General features: G+C 63.8%; 14 protein-coding genes. 12 read left to right on the forward strand and 2 right to left on the reverse strand.

Annotation, left to right across the window (positions count from 1 at the left end):
* Window positions 1–117: 117 nt before the first annotated feature.
* The 12 genes from ACQBAS_RS05830 to ACQBAS_RS05885 all read left to right on the forward strand — a co-directional run bounded on the left by ACQBAS_RS05830 (window position 118) and on the right by ACQBAS_RS05885 (window position 17,307).
* The gene (locus ACQBAS_RS05830) at window positions 118–939 is read left to right on the forward strand and encodes a helix-turn-helix transcriptional regulator (protein WP_421009183.1); all 822 of its coding nucleotides are present in this window, start codon (window positions 118–120) and stop codon (window positions 937–939) included.
* 319 nt (window positions 940–1,258) lie between these two features.
* Window positions 1,259–2,392 carry a hypothetical protein gene (locus ACQBAS_RS05835; RefSeq protein ID WP_421009184.1) on the forward strand — a complete coding sequence of 378 codons (1,134 nt, stop codon included), beginning with the start codon at window positions 1,259–1,261 and terminating at the stop codon, window positions 2,390–2,392.
* Window positions 2,393–2,443: 51 nt separating this feature from the next.
* Window positions 2,444–5,992: a MobF family relaxase gene (mobF, locus tag ACQBAS_RS05840; protein WP_421009185.1), complete on the forward strand. Its 3,549-nt coding sequence runs from the start codon at window positions 2,444–2,446 to the stop codon at window positions 5,990–5,992.
* 144 nt (window positions 5,993–6,136) lie between these two features.
* On the forward strand, window positions 6,137–7,354 hold the full coding sequence (locus tag ACQBAS_RS05845) for a hypothetical protein (protein WP_427385416.1): 1,218 nt from the start codon (window positions 6,137–6,139) through the stop codon (window positions 7,352–7,354).
* Between the two features lie 127 nt (window positions 7,355–7,481).
* Window positions 7,482–7,826, forward strand: a complete 345-nt coding sequence (locus ACQBAS_RS05850; protein ID WP_421009187.1) for a sulfate permease — start codon at window positions 7,482–7,484, stop codon at window positions 7,824–7,826.
* 136 nt (window positions 7,827–7,962) lie between these two features.
* Window positions 7,963–8,919 (forward strand): AAA family ATPase, encoded by a 957-nt coding sequence (locus ACQBAS_RS05855; protein WP_421009188.1) that lies wholly within the window; start codon window positions 7,963–7,965, stop codon window positions 8,917–8,919.
* Window positions 8,920–9,038: 119 nt separating this feature from the next.
* Complete coding sequence (locus tag ACQBAS_RS05860; protein ID WP_421009189.1) at window positions 9,039–11,534, forward strand: S8 family peptidase; 2,496 nt, start codon at window positions 9,039–9,041, stop codon at window positions 11,532–11,534.
* Between the two features lie 93 nt (window positions 11,535–11,627).
* Window positions 11,628–14,543 carry a hypothetical protein gene (locus tag ACQBAS_RS05865; protein ID WP_427385417.1) on the forward strand — a complete coding sequence of 972 codons (2,916 nt, stop codon included), beginning with the start codon at window positions 11,628–11,630 and terminating at the stop codon, window positions 14,541–14,543.
* Between the two features lie 61 nt (window positions 14,544–14,604).
* Window positions 14,605–15,782 (forward strand): IS3 family transposase gene (locus ACQBAS_RS05870; protein ID WP_421008223.1). Its coding sequence is split into 2 segments (ribosomal slippage): window positions 14,605–14,871 and window positions 14,874–15,782, totalling 1,176 coding nucleotides; the frame shifts between segments, so codons are not numbered across the junction.
* Window positions 15,783–15,835: 53 nt separating this feature from the next.
* On the forward strand, window positions 15,836–16,303 hold the full coding sequence (locus ACQBAS_RS05875; RefSeq protein WP_421008224.1) for a hypothetical protein: 468 nt from the start codon (window positions 15,836–15,838) through the stop codon (window positions 16,301–16,303).
* Between the two features lie 371 nt (window positions 16,304–16,674).
* Entirely contained in the window at window positions 16,675–17,010 is a 336-nt protein-coding gene (locus ACQBAS_RS05880) for a TfoX/Sxy family protein (RefSeq protein ID WP_427385418.1), read from the forward strand.
* Between the two features lie 21 nt (window positions 17,011–17,031).
* Window positions 17,032–17,307, forward strand: a complete 276-nt coding sequence (locus ACQBAS_RS05885; protein ID WP_427385419.1) for a YciI family protein — start codon at window positions 17,032–17,034, stop codon at window positions 17,305–17,307.
* Window positions 17,308–17,322: 15 nt separating this feature from the next.
* Here ACQBAS_RS05885 and ACQBAS_RS05890 read toward each other — a convergent pair whose 3' ends face one another.
* Window positions 17,323–18,090 carry a FadR/GntR family transcriptional regulator gene (locus tag ACQBAS_RS05890; protein ID WP_427385420.1) on the reverse strand — a complete coding sequence of 256 codons (768 nt, stop codon included), beginning with the start codon at window positions 18,088–18,090 and terminating at the stop codon, window positions 17,323–17,325.
* Window positions 18,087–19,505, reverse strand: coding sequence for an amidase (locus ACQBAS_RS05895; RefSeq protein WP_427385421.1), 1,419 nt, complete (start codon window positions 19,503–19,505; stop codon window positions 18,087–18,089). Before ACQBAS_RS05895 ends, ACQBAS_RS05890 begins: the two co-directional genes overlap by 4 nt.
* Between the last annotated feature and the right edge of the window lie 26 nt (window positions 19,506–19,531).

A 19,531-nucleotide genomic window follows, 5' to 3' on the forward strand; every position in this document is an offset into this window, starting at 1 on the left:
CTCGATCGCCGGCATGCATCCATGCTCGGCCGATGTTCGAAGCCGAGGAAGGACCCCGCTGATCCGCGTCCCGACAGGGCACCTTTCGATCGGCCGGGAATAGCTACCGTTGATCACATGGACGGCAACAACGACAACCGCCTCGGGAAGTACCTGAGCGCACGCCGTGCGCTGGTCACTCCCGAGCAGGCGGGCATACCCGCTGGATCGGGGCGCCGAGTCCCCGGTCTTCGGCGTGAGGAGGTTGCGCTCCTCGCCGGCATTAGCGCTGACTACTACTTCAGGCTCGAACGTGGCCGCGACAAGAACCCCTCACCTCAAGTCCTGGAATCGCTCGCCCGGGTGCTGCGCCTCGACGACATCGAAGCCGACCACCTGATGAGCCTCGGCGGGCCGCGCCCTCGTGTCCGCCGCGCGAAAGCCGCCGGGCGCACTGAGCGGGTGCCGGCCCGGCTGCGCGACCTGCTCGCAGCGCTGAACATGCCCGCGTTCATCGAGAACCGCTACTTCGACGTCCTTGCCGCCAATCCGTTCGCGATCGCGTTCAACCCCCGCCTGGAGCCAGGGAACAACCGACTGCGCTCGTTAATGCTGGACCCCGCCGAGCGCGACTTCCACGAGGACTGGGAGACGGCGGTCGACGAGTTCATCGCTGCTTTCCGTCGTTCCCTCGGCGACGAGACCGACGACCCGCGCGCCATCGAACTCGTCGGCGAGCTCTCGCTCGCCAGCGCACGCTTCCGCACACTGTGGGCTCGACACGACGTCCGGCAACTCGCGGGTGGCACCGCGGTTGTCAATCATCCAAGTCTCGGCGTGCTGCGCCTCCACCGCGAGAAGATGCCGATCGACGACCTTGTCCTTGTCGTCTACTACCCGGCCGAACAGAGCGCCGACGCCGAAAAACTCGACCTTCTCGCATCCCTCACCGCCGAATAGGGCCGCCGGGTGCCGCCACCGGAGAACAGCGACCCCACGGCAAGGGGCCTCTGCTGAGAGTCGGTGCTATCTGACATGAGGACTCCATCTGTTCGATGACCCCGGTCGGAAGTCGCGTCTGCGATCTCCTCGGAGTTAGTCACCTGCCAGGTACGCCGCTCGCCGCAGAGCCACAGCGCGAGCGTCCGTGAAGTTGTCAGCAGCCTTCGCTTCCTGACCCGCTTTTGAGCTGCCACACGTCTTTCAGAAGAGGTTCGGGCGGTTGTTCCGCTAGCGTTCTGGAGCAGGAGATCTCCGCAGGAACGAGGACGGATTACACATGGGCACCGAGCGCAACGTCGCGGTTCTGGTCGGCAATGGCCTGTCTATCGCGTTCAATCCGGACTTGAATCTTCAGCGCATCACGGAGGAGGTCCTCCGGAGGATCGAGCGGGCCGACGGTGGTGATGTCGTTGCCGCAATGCAAGAGATCGCAGAACGCACGCTCCCGGATGGGGCGAGGAGCTCCGACGACTTCGAGGCACTGGTCGGCGCGTTTGGTGCGGAATCCCGGACTCTGGACGTTTTGGACGCGCTCGCCGAACTTACAAAGCCGCGCGACAAGAAGCTTCGGAAGGCGATACGAAGAGTTACCAGGTTCGCCGAGCAGGTGCGGGACACGGGTGTGTCGCACGTCCTCGAGGTGATCGCGGAGAGGTCCCACGCGTACGTGGATGAGGCCGAGAATCTGCACCGACTTGTCGAGGCGGTCACGACCTCCTTCAGTGGACGTGTGACCATCGGGAATCTCAACTACGACACGCTTCTTCTCGCTTCATTGCTGGCAACGTGCCAGTCGGATCTAGTCGACATGGGGCACGGGTACCGTCGTGTGAACATCCTCGCGGACGGTGAAATCACACACACGGTTCAGGCTCTTCGGTCAAGCAGCGGTGAGTTCCCGGACGGCAAGAGAGTCAGGTTGCTCCACCTGCACGGGTCGCTCACTTTCTGGGCGACGCGTGATCGCAAGATATACGCAAAGCTGCCCAGGGAGTTGCTCGAAGACGGAGATCAGTGGCGGTCTGTTCGTGAACAAACTACAAATGTTCGACCGGTCGTGGTGCTGGCGAATAGAAGAGATAAAGCAGAGCATGTGGCGCGTTTCCCTTTTAGCCTCGCGTACGAGATGTTCTCTGATGGACTCTCCAACGCCGAAGATTGGCTGGTAATCGGATACTCGTTCAAAGATCATCCAGTGAACTCCGCTTTACGTTCGGAGTTCATTGACCGTGAGGTGAAGCCAAGGGTCCTCGTCGTCACCTACGGGGAAGAACCTCGTCGGCGCGACGTAGAGAGGGCTTTCGGATGGGGTACCGAAGACGGTTCATCAAAGGAATGGCTGACTATAAATAGAGACGGCGCGAGTGGTGTCGAAGACACTCGCGATTGGGAGCGTTTCGTGAACGTCTAGTGGGAATGCATCGGCCGATGCTGGTGGTAGCTTCGCGACCACCTGACCGGCATGACGGTCTCGATGCGCGTGATGTCTGCCGGCGACGGCTACAAGTACCTTCTGCGATCCGTCGCTGCCGGTGATGGTGACCGTTCCCTCTCGACGCCGTTGACGCGGTACTACGCCGAGGCAGGGAACCCGCCCGGTCACTGGCTCGGTTCCGGGCTCTCGGCGCTTGGGAGTGGCGAGCTCTACGATGGTGCGCAGGTGAGTGAGGCGCAGCTTCAGCTTCTGATCGGTATGGGCCACGACCCGATCACCGAGGCTTCGTTGGGGCGGGCGTATCAGCAGTTCGCGTCGGTCAGCGAGCGGATCGAGACCCGAACCAAAGCCCTGCCTGTTGATCTGGGGCCGTCCGCACGGGCGGAGCAGATCGTGCAGATCGAAGCCGAAGAGGCCGAGCGTGGCACGCGGCGTGCGGTGGCGGGGTTCGATTACACGTTCAGCGTCCCGAAGTCCGTCTCCGCGCTCTGGGCTGTCGCCGATGCCGGGACGCAGGCGCTGATCGCAGACGCGCATCACGCGGCGGTTGCAGAGCTGGTTGCGTTCATGGAGCGCGAGGTTGCATCGACCAGGGTGGGTGCAACTGGCCCCGACGGGGCGGTTGCACACGTCGATGTCGCAGGCGTCGCCGCCGCAGCGTTCGATCACTACGACTCCCGGGCTGGTGATCCGCAGTTGCATACCCATGTCGTGGTGAGTAACAAGGTCTTCACCGTGCAGGACGGGAAGTGGCGGACGCTGGCAGGGCGGCCGATGCATCAGGCGGTGGTGGCGATCTCGGAGATGTACAACGCGGTCCTCGCCGATCAGCTCACCCGCACCCTCGGCCTGACCTGGGAAGCCCGAGATCGCGGACGCGACCGGAGCCCCGCGTGGGAAATCACCGGCGTCCCACAAGAACTGATCGACGAGTTCTCCACCCGAACTAGGCACATCGAGGAGGAGAAGGAACGACTCATCGCCGATTACGTCGCTCAGCACGGTAAGCAACCCACCGCCACGACCGTCCTGAAACTCCGCGCCCAAGCAACCCTCGCCACTCGCCCCGAGAAAGAGATCCACTCACTCGCCGAACTCACCACCGACTGGCGCGGCCGCGCTCGCCGCATCCTCGGCCAGGACGCAACCGGCTGGGCACGCGAGCTCGCCACAAATGCATCCGTGCTGGTGCTGCGCGCCGACGACGTACCCCTGGAAATGATCGGTGAGATCGGGCTGGCGGTGATGGAGGCGGTCGGTGAGCGGCGCTCGACGTGGCAGCGCTGGAATCTGCACGCCGAGGCATCCCGGCAGTTGATGGGATGGCGGTTCGCCACGATGCAGGATCGGGAGGCGATCACCGGGATGGTCGCCGACGCTGCCCAACAAGCATCCCTGCGTCTGTCGCCGCCGGATCTTGCGTCGAGCCCGGTGCTGTTTCAACGGGCGGATGGGTCGAGCAGATTCCGGCCCGCGCACGCCAACATTTACTCATCAAAAACCCTCCTCGACGCCGAAGACCGTCTCCTGGAAAGATCCCGCACCACCACAGCACCCACCGTGGCGTTGGAGACAGTCGAAAAGGTCACCACTCATCCGGATCGGCAGGGTCGGGTACTCAGCGACGACCAAGCCGCAGCCCTCACCGCGATCGCCGTCTCCGGCCGCCAGATCGATGTTCTCGTCGGCGCCGCCGGGGCGGGGAAGACCACCGCTATGTCCGCCTTGCGGCAGGCATGGGAGACCGAACACGGACGAGGTTCTGTCGTTGGCCTCGCACCGTCTGCGGTCGCTGCTGCGGTGCTGGCGGAGGACCTCGGGATCGCGACCGAGAACACAGCGAAATGGTGGAGCAACCACACCCTCCACGGCACCACCTTCCAAGCCGGTCAGCTCGTCATCGTCGACGAAGCCTCCCTCGCCGGAACCATCTCCCTCGACCACATCACCGATGCAGCGGCGCGGGCGGGGGCGAAGGTGCTGCTGGTCGGTGATTACGCCCAGCTCCAATCCGTCGACGCCGGCGGCGCGTTCAACCTCCTCGTCTCCGACCGTGACGATGCGCCCGAGCTGGTCGATATTCACCGGTTCACGAACGAGTGGGAGAAGACCGCCTCCTTGAGCCTGCGGCACGGACGCACCGACATCATCGACACCTACCTCGACCACCAACGAATCCACGACGGCGACGCCGACACCATCACCGACGCTGCTTATGTGGCTTGGCGAGCCGACACCCAGAACGGACGTGCGTCGATCCTGATCGCCGAGACGAACGAGACCGTCACCGCCCTGAACAACCGGGCCCGTGCTGACCTCATCATCGACGGCACCATCACCCCAGTGAAGGAGATCGAACTGCACGATGGCAGCACCGCCTCCGTCGGCGACACGGTCATCACTCGTCGTAACGACCGGAGGCTCCGCAACCGACACACCTGGGTCCGCAACGGCGACCGCTGGCAGATCACCAACGTCCGAGACGACGGCTCCATCACCATCCGTCCCCACGGACGCCGGTTCGGAGGTGCGATCATCCTGCCAGCCGCGTACGCCTCAGAATTTTTGGATCTCGGATACGCAGTCACCGCGCACAGGGCGCAAGGCGTCACCACCGACACCGCCCACACTGTCGTGACGGCAACGACGACGCGGGAGAACTTCTACGTCGCCATGACCCGCGGCCGCCACGCCAACCACGCCTACGTCGTCACCGACCAGCCCGACCACGACCATCGGCATCCGCACCCCAGCGACAACACCGACGCCACCGCGAGGTCTGTCCTCTATGGAGTGCTCCAGCATGTCGGTGCCGAGCTCTCCGCCCACGAGAGCATCACTGCGGAGCAGGAACGGTGGGGCTCGATCGCGCAGCTCGCGGCCGAGTACGAAACCATCGCCCAAGCAGCCCAACACGACCGCTGGGCCGGGCTCCTTCGCGCATCCGGTCTCACTGACGAGCAGACCGATGATGTCCTGGCCTCCGACGCCTATGGTGCGCTGTCTGCCGAACTCCGACGTGCAGAAGCCAACCACCACAACATCGACGCCCTGCTTCCGCGCCTGATCCAGGCCCGGCCGCTCGGCGATGCCGACGATCTTGCCTCTGTCATCCATCACCGTGTCGAACGCGCTACCGCACGCCCCGCTGGCTCCGGGCGTACTCGCCGTGCGCCACGTCTGATCGCTGGGCTCGTCCCGGAGGCCACTGGCGCTATGACGCCAGAGATGCGGCGTGCGCTCGATGAACGACGAATGCTTATCGAGCAACGAGCCGTTTTCTGCCTCGACACCGCGGTGACCAACGCAGAGCCTTGGCTGACAGCCCTCGGCACGCCGCCCACAGAGCCTTGGGAGAGTGCGACTTGGCGGCAATGCGCGACGGTGATTGCTGCCTATCGCGACCGCTACGGCGTCACGACTACGTCAGCGCTTGGCGCAGCGGAATCGACCAGGCAGAAGATCGACGAGGCCCGCGCCCGGAATGCCTACGACCAACTACACGACTTGACTCGATCGCGTATGGAAGTTCCTTCTCGCCGCACGTCGTCAGGTGTTGCCCTCGGAGGCCTCTGATTCGCGCGTGGTGTCTACTGCGACACGGGCTCGTCAGGGCCGCGATGTCGGACCCCCTCGGTAGAATCGAGCTGTGATTCTCACCACCTATTAGCAGCGTCGGGAACGAGCTCCAACCTCGGAACCGGGATTGGAGATCAGACAGTGCAAGAGGACGAACCAGCATCCGAGCATCGCTCGGCTATCGCAAGCGAGTTGCGACGTATTCCCTCACGAGTACACCGACTCTTGGGGATACCCGACTGGCTGCCGGAAGCGCTCGATGTCGGAGTGGCCACGCTCCACGATCTGTTGGATGACTCCGAAGAACAAGACTGGGAGAGCCGGTTTGATCGGATCGTTGTTCGTATCGAGCAGTTCTTCCCCGACGGTGTTCCAGATGAGAGAGTCACGAAGTTCCTAGAGTTCAACGAATCTGAGCTCAAGACCAGAGTCGAGCGCTACGCCGCGCGGTACAAAGACGGAAACGGCAAGCGGTTCATGAACCGGCTCCTTGGAACCAAGACGTTTGACCGACTGAAGTCGGCTGTCGAACAAGACTGGTCCCTATTTCTTGTCGGATCGCGCCGTCTGCTTCGGGCCGCGATGCCGCTCGCGCAAGCCATTGAAGATGCCGTTCTTCCGCTTTCGGCGCAGGAACGCTCTAGCCTTGGCGCACTCACAGAAGCCCAGGCAGTGCTCCTGAACAGCGCGCTGCAGATCGATCAACAGATCGGCGCATTCTTCGATAAGCGCGACATGGACTTCATTGAGCTGAATCTTCCGATACGAGATGACGAAGCCACCACACTCGACATAGATGTGTCGGAGCTGTCCACGATGATGCGCGGGTTCCTCGACAATGAGGTCCAGCGCCGTGCAGCAGAACTCAGCGATGTTCTCGCACGAAAGCTCCGTGGGTTTGAGCACGCGCTTGCCAACTCTGACGATGGCGTCTCCCAGGCCGCGTCTAGCCTGGTTGAGTTCATCGACCGATTGTTGCGGATGTCCTTCACCACTCAAGAGGTGTTGACCTGGATCGACTCGAGCTTGCCCGATGACAAGACTCTCGTGTTCGAGCGAAACGGACAGCGAGTACCGACGAAACGTGGGACAGCGCTGTGCTTCGCATACGCAGGACAGCCTCCCATGGAGAACTCGACTCTGGAGCCGTTGGTCGCGCTGAGCCTCGTGAAAGTTCGGAACGCAGCAGAGAAGCTGAAGCATGCCGATGAAGGCACACCAGAAGAAGCGGAACAGCTACGACACTTGATGCAAGCCCTCCGGGGTGCGCTGATGTTCATCTTCCGATTCAGTTGGCAGCTAATAGCCGGTGATGGTTATGACCGGCTCCGCGAGAAGTTCATGCAACACGCTGCTTAGAGGCTCTAAAGTGGATGACGAGGCGGCCTCTAAATATGTGCTGTCGCTCGTCGCGACAGTATGGCTCCACCGCTTGCGGGTGAGTCCTTCAAGGTTCTTGTCGCCGAGACCATGACAGGACTCCGCCATGCTCCGACTCATCTGGACCCTCAGCGTCCGCACCCGCAACTTCCTGCGCCGCTACATGCCCACCAACCGGCTCCTCGATGCGATCCGCACCCGCCGCGGACTCAAGTGGGGCGTCCCGGCGATGCTTCTCGCCATTCCGTACCTCCTCGGCGCAGCCGCCTTCCGAGATCTCATCGAAGACGGTGGGCCCGGATGGCTGCACCTCCTGGTTCTCCTGTGCATCTGGAACTCGATGAAGCTGACCATCATCGGACCCGTCAGCCTGGTTCTCCTGACCCATGCCCGCATCGGAGAGACACTCACCCGGCGGCGTGCTCGCCAGGCCAAGGCGGTGGACGCGTAATCCGAAATTGGCATCTGAGGCCCTCGACGCTTGTCCTGCCGCTAGCTGCATCTGTGTCGGTGCGCCTCGGTAGCCTCGGAGCTGTCAACGGTAAGATCGGACCAGATGACACCACACGCGGCTGAGGAGGCGGGACATGGCACGAGCGGACCTGCTCCTCGACCTCGTTGAGGCCGAACGTAGGGGCGATAAAGACCGATTCCGGGTGCTCGTTGAGGCTGTCATCGCCGAGGAGCGCGCCAACCAGCATCATCTCCTGGCGGATCGTCTCTCAGAGATCATCACCACAACTGGGCAGAGCCACGTCCGAGATGACAGGGCGGCAGCGATCCGTGACCTCGTCCAAGAGGTTGTTCCGACACGTCGGCTCAGCGACATCGAACTCGCCTCTGTACCCCAACGGGTCGTCACCGAGCTGATCGAAGAGCAGAAGCGGGCTGAGCTGCTACGCAGCTACGGGATCGAACCGCGAAATCGTCTTCTGCTGTCCGGGCCTCCGGGCAACGGAAAGACCAGCGTTGCTGAGGCGATCGCCGCCGAGCTGATGCTTCCGTTTTACGTCATCCGCTACGAGGGTGTTGTGTCGAGCTTCCTCGGTGAGACTGCCGCCCGGCTCGACAACGCTTTTGAGTTCGCCCGGACCCGGCGATGTGTTCTGTTCTTCGATGAGCTGGACACGATCGCGAAAGAACGGTCCGATGAACACGAGACTGGTGAAATCAAGCGGGTTGTATCGACGCTGCTGCTCCAGATCGATCGACTCCCTGCGCATGTGATCTTCGTTGGAGCGACTAACCACAGCGAGTTGCTTGATCGTGCTGCTTGGCGGCGTTTCCAGATTCGTGCGGAGCTTGACGCACCCAGCAGAGCACAGGCGACCAGGTTCTTGGAAAGTCTCGCAGTCAGGCTCGGCGGTGACCTTGGCTTCACGCCGCGCACATTGGCCGACAAGCTGGCTGGGGCCAGCTATGCCGAGCTGGAGGAGTTCGCTCTCGACGTGCGTCGTCGGGCCGTATTGGAGTTACCGGACAGCAACCTGCGTCGTATTGTGCAGGAACGTCTTGAACATAGGCGTGGTCAGGCAGCGGGGTGACCGCGGAGCGCAGGCCGCTCCTGGCATTCGGACCGCCAGTCATCGTTGATCGGCCCTCACAACCAAACCGGGACATGCCGCGTCTCACTAAGCCGGGTGCTCGGCGCCAGGGTGAGCGATTGTCTCCTCAGTTTCGCGAACTCACGGCGGCATTCGACGCCGAGCGGGCGCGACTCGCGGCGGACATGCCTGACGAGGTTGATCCCGAGTTAGTCGTCGTCTTCGACCTCGCAGGAAGTGTGAAGGACTTCCAGAACGCCATTAAGCGCATCGAAGGGCTGGAGTTCCTGTCTGAGCTTGTCGGCGACGAGGTCGATCCCGACGACGACTTCCATATGTCAGAGCGAGAGACAGGACGCACCGAAAAGTCGGTGAAGCATTCGCTATACCTTGTGATGTCGAACGCAAAGGCGATCGACGAGCTGGTGCGACTCTTCCGCAAGTGGCAGGAGAACCCGACTGCCTCCTTCGAGTATGGGCTGGGGAAATTCAAAGACGCCTTCCTGCAGTTGACAGCGATCCGGCGATGGAGCGCGGAAGACCGCATTCGAGAGACTGGACTGCGCGAGCGATGGCAAGAAACCCTCTCCATCGTCGGCCAATCGATCAGCGCCGTGAAAGTCGAGGTCGAACTCTGGCATCGGAGCGATCCGTCACAGCGAACAGCCGCCGAATCCCACGTGGAACAAGTCATCACCGCGAGCGGCGGTACCATCCTGGACCGCTCGCAGATCGGAGAGATCAGCTACCACGCCATCCTGGCGGAGCTGCCGATCCAGCAAGTCGAGGCCGTCCTCCGAGACGGAGCGACGGCTATCCGCCTCCTCACCACCGATGAGGTGATGTTCGTCAGCCCGTTCACTCCGATGAACGTTGCTCCAGCGACGCTGGACCCGGTCGCTGAGGTGCAACTTCCCATCGGCGAGCAAGTAGCAGGACTACCACGTGTCGCACTGCTGGACGGCATGCCATTCCAGAACCACGATGCGTTGGCGGGCCGACTCACGGTCGATGACCCCGACGGGATCGGCGAGGACTATGCGATGGCGGCCCGCCACCACGGGACGGCGATGGCATCGCTCATCATCCACGGTGACCTTTCCGCACCCGGTGAGCCATTGGATCGCAAGCTGTACGTTCGGCCGATCATGCGCCCACACGAGTTCCACACCGGGCATGAACAAGTCTTGCCGGACCGACTGCTACCCGACCTTCTGCACCGTGCGATCCGTCGCATGCAAGTGGGAGAATCCGGACGACCGGCGACTGCTCCGAGTGTTCGCGTCGTCAACCTCTCCATTGGCGCGCAAACGCGAGCGCTCACTCGACGGATGAGCCCAGTCGGTCGACTCCTGGATTGGCTCGCGAACGACTACAACTTGCTGTTCATCGTTAGCGCAGGCAATCACCACGACGCGATCTCGATTCCCGCAACTGACTCGCCTGATGTCGAGACGGTGCGGAAGGCCGCGACGCGCGCCGTTTACGAAACGAGTTTGCTCCGTGGCATCCTGCCGCCTGGTGATGCACTCAACTCGCTCACCGTCGGCGCAACTCATGAAGATGGATATGGTGACATTGAGCTCCCGGATACTGTCTGGGACATCACAAGTCCCAGAGCGCCGTCGCACTACAGCGCGACCGGTCCCGGTGTCGACCGCTCGATCAAGCCTGACGTCCATCACATCGGTGGACGAGCCGTCTACCTCCGGCCCGTTCACACGCCTGGCGAAGCGCAGACCACTCTGGAAATCGCTCCATCGGGAGTCACGGGACCGGGGCTCCAGGTCGCCAGCCCCGGTCGGGGAGGCGCGACGAACAGCACGGTCTTCACGTTTGGGACGAGCAATGCCACCGCCCTGGTCACTCGGGAGGCGAGCAGACTGTTCGACATCCTCGAATCCGGGACTGGCGATGCAGAGGACGCGCCTCTGCCCGACCCGCTTTACCACCCGTTGCTCGTGCGAGCCCTCCTCGCGCACGCAAGTAGCTGGGGCGAATGGGAGACGCGCCTACGTCGCGAACTCGGGCTCACGGGCCAAGACGTTCGACGCAAGCTGTCATTGTTGCTCGGCTACGGCAAGCTCGACACGGCACGGCTTGGCCGCGCGGCAACCAATCGCGCTGTGCTCATAGCAGGGGGCCTCATAGCGCGCGATCAGCGCCATACATATGAGCTTCCGCTTCCCCCGTCGCTGCGGTCGCGCTCTGCATGGCATCGCTTCACGATCACCCTCGCTTATGCCGCCCCCACAGCCGGTCAGCTCAAGCGCTACCGCGCGGCAAAGGTCTACTTCGCTACACCAGACACCCATCTTGCCGCAGGCGACCGCGTAGAGGGGGAACACTTCGCTGTGCGCCGCGGAAGCCTGCAACACGAACTCGTACAGGGCACTCAGGCAATGGTCTTCGGCGACGGTGCCGGATTCCCAATCCACATCGAGTGCATGGATGATGCGCAACGACTCCGCGCAGGCAATCGTGTCCGGTACGCGCTTGTCGTGTCCGTCGAAACTGCGGAAGAGGTTTCGACCACGATTCATGATGAAGTTCGCGCGCGGCTGCGCGAGCAGATACGGGATCGCGCGCGAGAGCGAGTCCGAGGGAATGGCTAATCTGAGCCTCCCTTATGTGGCTCGTATGGGAACTGCCGAGGCGTACATCGCAGTCAGTCTTCGATTCGACGGACTAGGCATAGGAATCGGATGATGACTGCAGACACCACTCAGGCGGTTGGAATGATCCGCTCGTTCGGCGCCTTCGCGGTTGTTGGCGCCGGGCTTTCTGCCGGTGGCTACCCGATGACGGCTCAGCTTCCCCCGCTTCTATGGCAGGCAATCGAGGACGTCCCGGAGGCGCTTATCGCGCTGCGCGAGAGAACCGGCATCGCGGGTAGCGCGAAGGAGGTCCTGAGCTCAGGTCGCAGCGCACTAGATGAAGGGTGGCGGCTGGTCCGAGCTTTCCCACTCGTCAGAACCGCTTTCCAGACAGCTTTCGCGGCGCTCGATGCTGATCGCGACCCGTCAAGTGCCCATTTCGATCTCGCCCGTCTCGTGAACAGTGGCCACATCGAGGGCGTGGTTTCGTTCAACTGGGACACCTGTGTAGAACGTGCCTACGAGCACATGTACGGCGTGGCGTTGCCAACAGGTGTGCTCCACAAGCCGCACGGCGATGCTGCTCATCCTGAGGACGATTGGGTCCTACCGGACGAAGACGGCGTGGTTTCGTCCGAAGTGCTCGATCACGTCGTCGCTTTATCGGATCGACCCCGAACACTCCTCGTACTCGGATACAGCGGAAGCGACGCAGCGGTCGTGGAGTCTTTGTTGGCACCATTGGAAGAGCGGTGGCCCGTTGTTCGAGTCGGACCGTCCGCAACCGGCGAAGGCGCAATCAGAAGCACAGCCGACACTGCTCTATCAGATGTCGCCTCCCAGCTCGTGCCACCGGACCCGCTGGCGGGTTGGAAGCACGTCACCTTCGCACGCAGTAGAAGTTTTCTCGCGGCACTGCGAGGAGAGAGACTTCGTCCTACGGATGTGAACGCATGCCCTGAGTTGCCGGCTGCGCCGAGGCTGGCTGAGCGGCTTTTGGCTTCGAGGTTTGCGACTCTTTCGGGGTCGAGCGGCACCGGAAAATCGGTGACGGCTTTTCATGCCGCACGTCGACTCAATCGCGATGGGTGGCAGGTAGTCGAGTTGAAACAGGCTGGAGTGGCGACCCCAGCAGACGTAGCGGAGTTGACGCGAATGCGGGGCCCCGTGCTTGCAGTCGTCGATGATGCCCAAGCTATTGATCGCAATGTGATCGCGGCCTTCGAGTCTTCTGTCGATGATGGTCATGCGGTGCTCTTGGTTTCGACGGAGCAGCTCGAACCGCGTGATGGCGAGATGCTCCTTGCCAATCAGGCAGTCGCTACGTTGCATGCGTACTGTCGCGCCAATCTGAACACGATTGGCCCATTAATGACTGAGCTTGACGATCGAGTCCGATGGTCGGCGTTCTCCGATACCCCCGAACAGCGCCTCGAGCTTGCGGCTCGCACGGCCACTGAGCCGTGGCTATACATGTTCGTTGCTTCCGGCGGCGAACGCCGCATCGTTGGCACGTTGGATCGCGCGGTTGAGAACATTGATGCCGCGCTGGTGTTCGCCTTCGTTTGCGTCGGACAGATGACCTCTCGCGACGCCGGTGTCACGCGAGGTGAACTCGACTCAACGGCAATGAAGATTGGAGGAGCGCGCTTCTCCTCTGACGGCGTGCTGGACACGGAACGCATTGATCGTGCGCTTCTCTTTCTGTCCAACTCAAGACTCGTTCGTGAGCAAGACGACCGTATACGCGCGTCGCATATTCGCATCGCTGAGCGTGCTCTTCAGAATTTGGGGCTCCGGGCCGAGTCAGGAATCGGAGCGATCGTGCGCGAATGCGTCCGGGCCGCCTTGCTCGACGTGCGGGTGGACGCGGCGGGTAAGTTTTGGCTTCTCCGAGTCTTCGATCGGATCGACACTTATAGATATCAATGGGCGAGTGCCCTCGTGGACGAGGAGGTCTCCGAGGCCCTGGTAGACCAGTGCCTCGGAGCATCTCCTGGCAGCGACCGCGGCGTCGCTCTCAACCTCGTGTGGACCTCTGAGTGGTTCCGCAAGTTGTCCGACCAGGCCGCCGAGGAGCTCGCAGACAGCATCATCGACTGGCTGCCGGCCATGACCTCGGAGGAAGCAAACGGATACAAATGGATGTTCAGCGGCTTGCGCTCAAGCCACGAGGCCGCTTACGAGCGCATCCGCAACTCGATTCCGGCATCGGTGATTGCTGAGCGAGTCTCTGTCGCAGGTAGTCGCCAGACAGCGATGGACTGGACACATATCATCCAGGAGTTGTGCACGGATTGGCGCACGGGGGATCTACTTGCGTGGAGCGCTGAGTTTGAACGCGGAATAGACGCAGGGGCGCTCAAGGAGTGGCTATCGATGCGAGACTCTCGATCCCATCCCTTCGAAATCTACGACTTTGTCGACGCGCTTGCTTCGATCTCCCCGCAGACGGCAGTGATCGTGTTTGACGTCTGCGCTGATGAGATACGCGAAGCAATGGAGCGCGACCTCGCAGACGCGGCCAGCAATTTTTCAGATTGGGTATTCGGCACGATGCTTATCGTCGCGATGCTTGCTGATGCTCCGTCGGCGAGCGATGCCGACGAGGAAGACGCCAAGCGCGAGCCGCACGAGTCAGATGGTGTTCGCGCGGCGTTCATGGAGGCTAAGGAGCCCGCGCTTCGCGAGCTCGCGGATGCTGTGCTCGTTGCGATGCAGAAGGTCGATTGGGTGGCCGCCACGAGGTCGCTCGAATCCAAGAAGCGCTACCAGCTTCACAACCTCGACATACTTCTCGGTTGGTTGTCCTACCTGTCGACTGACATCACGGATGAGATCGCGATGAACCTCTCTACCGATTGGCTATTGAACGTTGTAGATGAAGCGCGACAAGAGGGGTGGCCAGAGGGTCGCCCATTCGGTGCCGTAGATCATCTGCTTCACCATCTTTCTTTCGGGAATCGAGGAGCTAGCGTCGTACGTGGGTTTCTGTTAAGTAACGAGAGCGATATCGAACGGGCGTGAGGAACGAATCGGTGACAACTGATCGTTAGTGCCGGGAGGCGCTGACGGGGAGGATGTCATCATGCCCGGTCCCTATCCCAGAGAGTTCCGCGAAGACGTTGTCGCGGTCGCTCGCAGCCGCGAGAGCGGCGTCACCATCAAACAGATCGCCACCGACTTCGGTATCAGCGAAGCGACCCTGCAGAACTGGCTCCGTCAAGCCGATGTCGAGGACGGCAACCGTCCCGGCCAGACCGCCGCGGACGCCGCCGAGGCTCGGGAACTGAAGAAGCGGATCCGGTTACTCGAGCAGGAGAACGAGGTCCTCCGGCGAGCGGCGGCGTATCTGTCGCAGGCGAACCTGAAACTCGGTGGCTCCCCAAAATGACCTACCCGCTCGTATCTGAGCTCGCCGACTCGGGGATCCCCGTGACGGTGTCGTGCCGGGTCCTCAAGCTCGCCCGCCAGCCCTACTACCGGTGGCGAGGCGACCCTGTCAGGGATGCCGACGTGCTCCGCGCGTATCGGATCAACGCGCTGCACGACGCGCATTACGACGACCCGACGTTCGGCTACCGATACCTCGCCGACGAAGCCCGCCGAGCGGGGTGGCGGATGAGCAGGCGCACGGCGTGGAAGCTGTGCTCGCAGGCCGGGATCCTCTCCTCGGCGCAACGGCGGCGACGCGGGAAGGGCAAGAAGGCCGGGCCGCCGGTGTTCGACGATCACGTGCAGCGTGTGTTCCGCGCCGACGCCCCGAACAGGCTCTGGCTCACCGACATCACGGAGCACTGGACTGCCAAGGGCAAGCTCTACTGCTGCGCGATCAAAGACGTGTTCTCCAACCGGATCGTCGGCTACTCCATCTCGGATCGGATGACCGCGAAGCTCGCCGTCGACGCCGTCCGAAACGCCGTCGCCCGCCGCGGTGAGGTTGCCGGGTGCATCCTGCATGCCGATAGGGGTAGCCAGTTTCGCAGCCGGGCCATGGCCCGCGAGTTGCGCCGTCACGACATGGTCGGATCGATGGGCAGAGTCGGCGCCGCCGGGGACAACGCGGCCATGGAGTCGTTCTGGTCGCTGCTGCAGACGAACGTTCTCAACCAGCAGCGGTGGGCAACTCGGCAGGAGCTGCGGCTCGCGATCGTCGTCTGGATCGAGCGGAAGTATCACCGCCAGCGCGCCCAGGACACCCTCGGCGGCTTGACGCCCATCGAGTTCGAAGCCAAGCTAACCGAGCCGCTCACACTCGCGGCCTAAACCGAACCTGTCACCAGTTCGTTCCTCACGCCCAACCGTTCCCTTCCACGCTCGTGAAGCTCTATCCCGACCTGGCAGTCCGTTGGCTCAAGCAAGGAAGGCTCGTTGAGGTCCACGGGCCGCGCGGGTCTGGATGGAGCAGTATTTCTGCTGATTTGGAAGCCGTAGCCCTCGTCGACCGGGAGGCCGCAGGAAGTTGGCTTTCCCAGATGCACAGCGACCTGCTTGCCGCACTCAACCAGCCGCAGAAGCACGACTTGGTTGATGCCGGCCGCTTCATCGCGTTGGCGGACTCGTTGGACTCATCCGTGCTCGATTCAGTGATCGCGCAGCTCGACAGCCAACGCACACAGGACAGTTGGTCGGCGAGGTGGGAAGACGCACGCGACGCTCTGCGGCCGATGCTCCGCCGCGTCTCACTGGTTGCCTGTGACGCAGCGAACACGGCCAGGGCATTGCTCCGTCAGGACGAGGTTCAGGTGGTCCAGGACAGCCAGGCCGGTGGCAACGAGGCCAGCTAATTCGGTACATCCGCCGCCGTGGATGAAGTGGACCAATTAGGTGACCAACAACCTGCAAACCCTGCGAAATGTGACGCGCAGAGCGCGCTCCTGAAACGCAAAACCCCTGGTCAGGTGGGCTATGAGCCTTGTTCCTGCCACCTGGGGGTCAAGGGGTCGCAGGTTCAAATCCTGTCAGCCCGACACAGAAAATCGCAGGTGAGAGGCCGTTTCCGGGAAACTGGAAGCGGCCTCTCCGCGTGTCCCGGACGGAACGGTCACCCGAGCCGACCCCCGGCCACCAGCGTCAGCCCGTGCGGACCGGATACCCGCACGCCTGCTCATCGCCGCCGTCTGTCATCGCATGACAGGAGCGCGATAGCGTGCTCGTCGTGGCCTATGACGAGCACCTCGCAGCCCGGATCCGCGCCCTCCTGGCGGGTGAGCCCGGGCTCACCGAGAAGGCGATGTTCGGCGGGCTCGCCTTCCTCATCGACCGGCACATGGCGGTGGCGGCGCTGAGCCGCGGCGCCATGATGGTGCGGGTCGGAGCCGATGAGGCCGAGGCGTTCCTGGCCGACGGCGATGGTGCGCGCCCCATGGAGATGCGCGGGCGCGTCATGACCGGCTGGTTGGAGGTCGACCCGGCAGGCGTCACGTCCGACGAGGACCTCGGGCGCTGGGTGGACGCCGGGGTGGCCCACGCCCGCACTCTGCCCCCGAAATGACCACGACACCGGAGGACTGACATGGCCCACTTCGTACTTGAGTACCGCTACGCGGACATGGACGCGCGCGCCCAGGCGCGACCCGCACATCTCGCCTACATGAACCGGCTCCACGCCGAGGGGAAGGTCGTCCTGGCCGGCCCGATCGGGGACGGGTCGGGGGCCATGGTGATCTTCCGAGCCGCCGACGAGGCCGAGGTGCAGGGGCTCGTCGCCGCGGATCCCTACACCGTCCAGGGCGTGAGCGCCGACGCGACGATCCGCCCGTGGAAGGTCGTCATCCCCGACCACGGCTGAGCCGACTCCGAGGGGTCAGTCCTCGTCGCCCTCGAGCAGGGCGAGGAGCGAGGCGCGGTCACGCTTGGGCACGTACCCGGCGTAGTAGTCGTAGAGGTTGCGCCGCGAGATGCGCGCCGCGGCGGGACCGTCGCCCGCGCGGATCGCGTCGACCACCTCACGGTGGTGCTCGAGCGACTCCCGCATGAGGGCCTTGCTGTTGCGCGAGTGCGCCACCTTGTCGGTGATCAACGAGAGCACGACGCCGCGGACCACCGCGTTGCAGACCTGGATCATGGCGTTGCGGCTGGCCTGCGCCACGGCATCGTGGAAGGCCATGTCCGCCTCGCTGAACTCCTCGTAGCCCAGGTCGATCGCGCTCTCCATCACCTCGAGCGTGCGCTCCATCGCGGCGAGCTCCTTCGCGGTGCGCAGTCGAGCGGCGAGCAGGTTGCCGGACCCGTCGAGGATCATCCGGAAGGCGACGAGTTCGGCGATGGACATCTGGTCGATCTGCGCCAGCCGGGTCATCTGCTTGGTGAGGCCCTTGGGGGAGAAGGGGAGGATCTCGGGCCCCTTGGGGTCACCCGGTCGGGAACGGACGACCCCGTTGCTCTCCAGGACGCGCAGCGCCTCACGCACGGTCGGACGGCTTGCACCGAACTGCGTGACGAGCTCGCGCTCGCTGGGCAGGCGCTGCCCGGGAGTGAGCTCACCCCGGGCGATCGCATCCTCGATCTGCTGGACGATGCGCTCGTAGAGTCGGACCGACCTGACCTGCTGGAACTGGGCTCCGTCGGTCATGAAGCGCTCCCACCGAGTCCGTCGGGCCAGCGTGGCGTGGCGTCGTCGGGACGCTCTCGTTCATACCAGGCGGCGGTCCGGAGCACTCCCACGTCGTCGAAGCGTCGCCCGGAGATCTGAACGCCGATCGGCCTCCCATCGGGTGTGAAGCCGCAGTTGACCGTCGCCGCTGGCTGACCCGACATGTTGTACGGCGCGGTGAAGCCGATGTGCCACATGCCGTGGCCGTCCTCCGGGAAGGGCATCGGCTGCTCGGCGGCGAAGGCGGCGACGGGCGTCACCGGCGACAGGACGACGTCGAAGGGGGCCGTGGCCGCGACCGTGACGGCTCGGATGCGCATGATCTGCTGGTAGCACCGCAGGACGGTCGTGCCGGACACGTCGGCGCCGCCGTGGCACCAGTCGGCGATGTACGGCAGGACGTTGCGCTTGCCCTCGACCGGCAGGGCGTCGTAGTCGTTCCACGAGCGCACGCGCCAGAAGAGGTCGAGGTCGTCGAGCAGATCCTGCGACATGAAGGGGGCCACCGGCTCGACGACGGCACCGGCCTCCTCGAAGAGTGCCGCCACGCGCCGCACTGCCGCGACGATCTCGGGGTCGGCGGCCATCCCGCAACCGGCATCGAGGTGCAGTCCGACGCGCAGGCCGCGGGGATCATGCGGGGGAGTGGACCAGTCCAGATCGGCGGGTGGCAGAGCGGACCAGTCGCGCACGTCCGGGCGGCTGATGACGCTCATGAGCAGTGCGGCGTCCGCGACCGTGCGCGTCAGTGGCCCGGCGGCCCGGCCGAGGTAGGGGGTGTCCAGCGGTACCCGGCCGTCGCTCGGCTTGAGGGTGGCGAGCCCGAGCCAGGTGCCGGGCAGCCGGATCGATCCGCCGATGTCGGTGCCGACGTGCAGGGGTCCGTAGCCGCCGGCGGCGGCGGCACCCGCGCCGGAGCTCGAGCCGCCGGTCGTCCACGCCGGGTTCCACGGACTGCGCGTGATGCCGTGCAGGCTCGAGACCCCGGACGAGAGCATCCCCCAGTCGGGCATCACGGTGGAGCCGAGCACGACCCCGCCGGACTCGAGGACACGCTCGGTGATCGGGGCATCGCGCTCGGGCACGGTCGGCACGACCCCGGCCGTCCCGGCCGGCATCGGGATGCCGCGCCGGGCGACGTTCTCCTTCAGCGTGACCGGCACGCCGTCGATCGGTCCGAGCGGTTCGCCTGCGGCCCAACGCTTCTCGCTGGCCATGGCCGCCTCGCGCGACTCGCGGGCATCCCGGACCCAGAAGGCGTTGAGCACCGGCTCGCGGGCCTCGATGACGCGCTGGACGGCGTCATGGACCTCGAGTGGGGAGAGCGTCCCGTCCCGGAAGCCCTCGATCATCTCGACGGCGGGCATCGCTGCCAGCTGCTGCTCTTCGGCCATGCGCATCCCTTCGACTCGAGTGCCGA

Origin of the sequence: Janibacter zhaoxuefangae (genome assembly GCF_050271985.1) — a bacterium.
Taxonomy (GTDB): domain Bacteria; phylum Actinomycetota; class Actinomycetes; order Actinomycetales; family Dermatophilaceae.

Coding starts and splice junctions, on each gene's coding strand:
- mobF (WP_421009185.1), top strand. CDS start 2,444: ATGACGGTCTCGATGCGCGTGATGTCTGCCGGCGACGGCTACAAGTAC.
- ACQBAS_RS05830 (WP_421009183.1), top strand. CDS start 118: ATGGACGGCAACAACGACAACCGCCTCGGGAAGTACCTGAGCGCACGC.
- ACQBAS_RS05885 (WP_427385419.1), top strand. CDS start 17,032: ATGGCCCACTTCGTACTTGAGTACCGCTACGCGGACATGGACGCGCGC.
- ACQBAS_RS05865 (WP_427385417.1), top strand. CDS start 11,628: ATGACTGCAGACACCACTCAGGCGGTTGGAATGATCCGCTCGTTCGGC.
- ACQBAS_RS05890 (WP_427385420.1), bottom strand. CDS start 18,090: ATGACCGACGGAGCCCAGTTCCAGCAGGTCAGGTCGGTCCGACTCTAC.
- ACQBAS_RS05835 (WP_421009184.1), top strand. CDS start 1,259: ATGGGCACCGAGCGCAACGTCGCGGTTCTGGTCGGCAATGGCCTGTCT.
- ACQBAS_RS05895 (WP_427385421.1), bottom strand. CDS start 19,505: ATGGCCGAAGAGCAGCAGCTGGCAGCGATGCCCGCCGTCGAGATGATC.
- ACQBAS_RS05850 (WP_421009187.1), top strand. CDS start 7,482: ATGCTCCGACTCATCTGGACCCTCAGCGTCCGCACCCGCAACTTCCTG.
- ACQBAS_RS05855 (WP_421009188.1), top strand. CDS start 7,963: ATGGCACGAGCGGACCTGCTCCTCGACCTCGTTGAGGCCGAACGTAGG.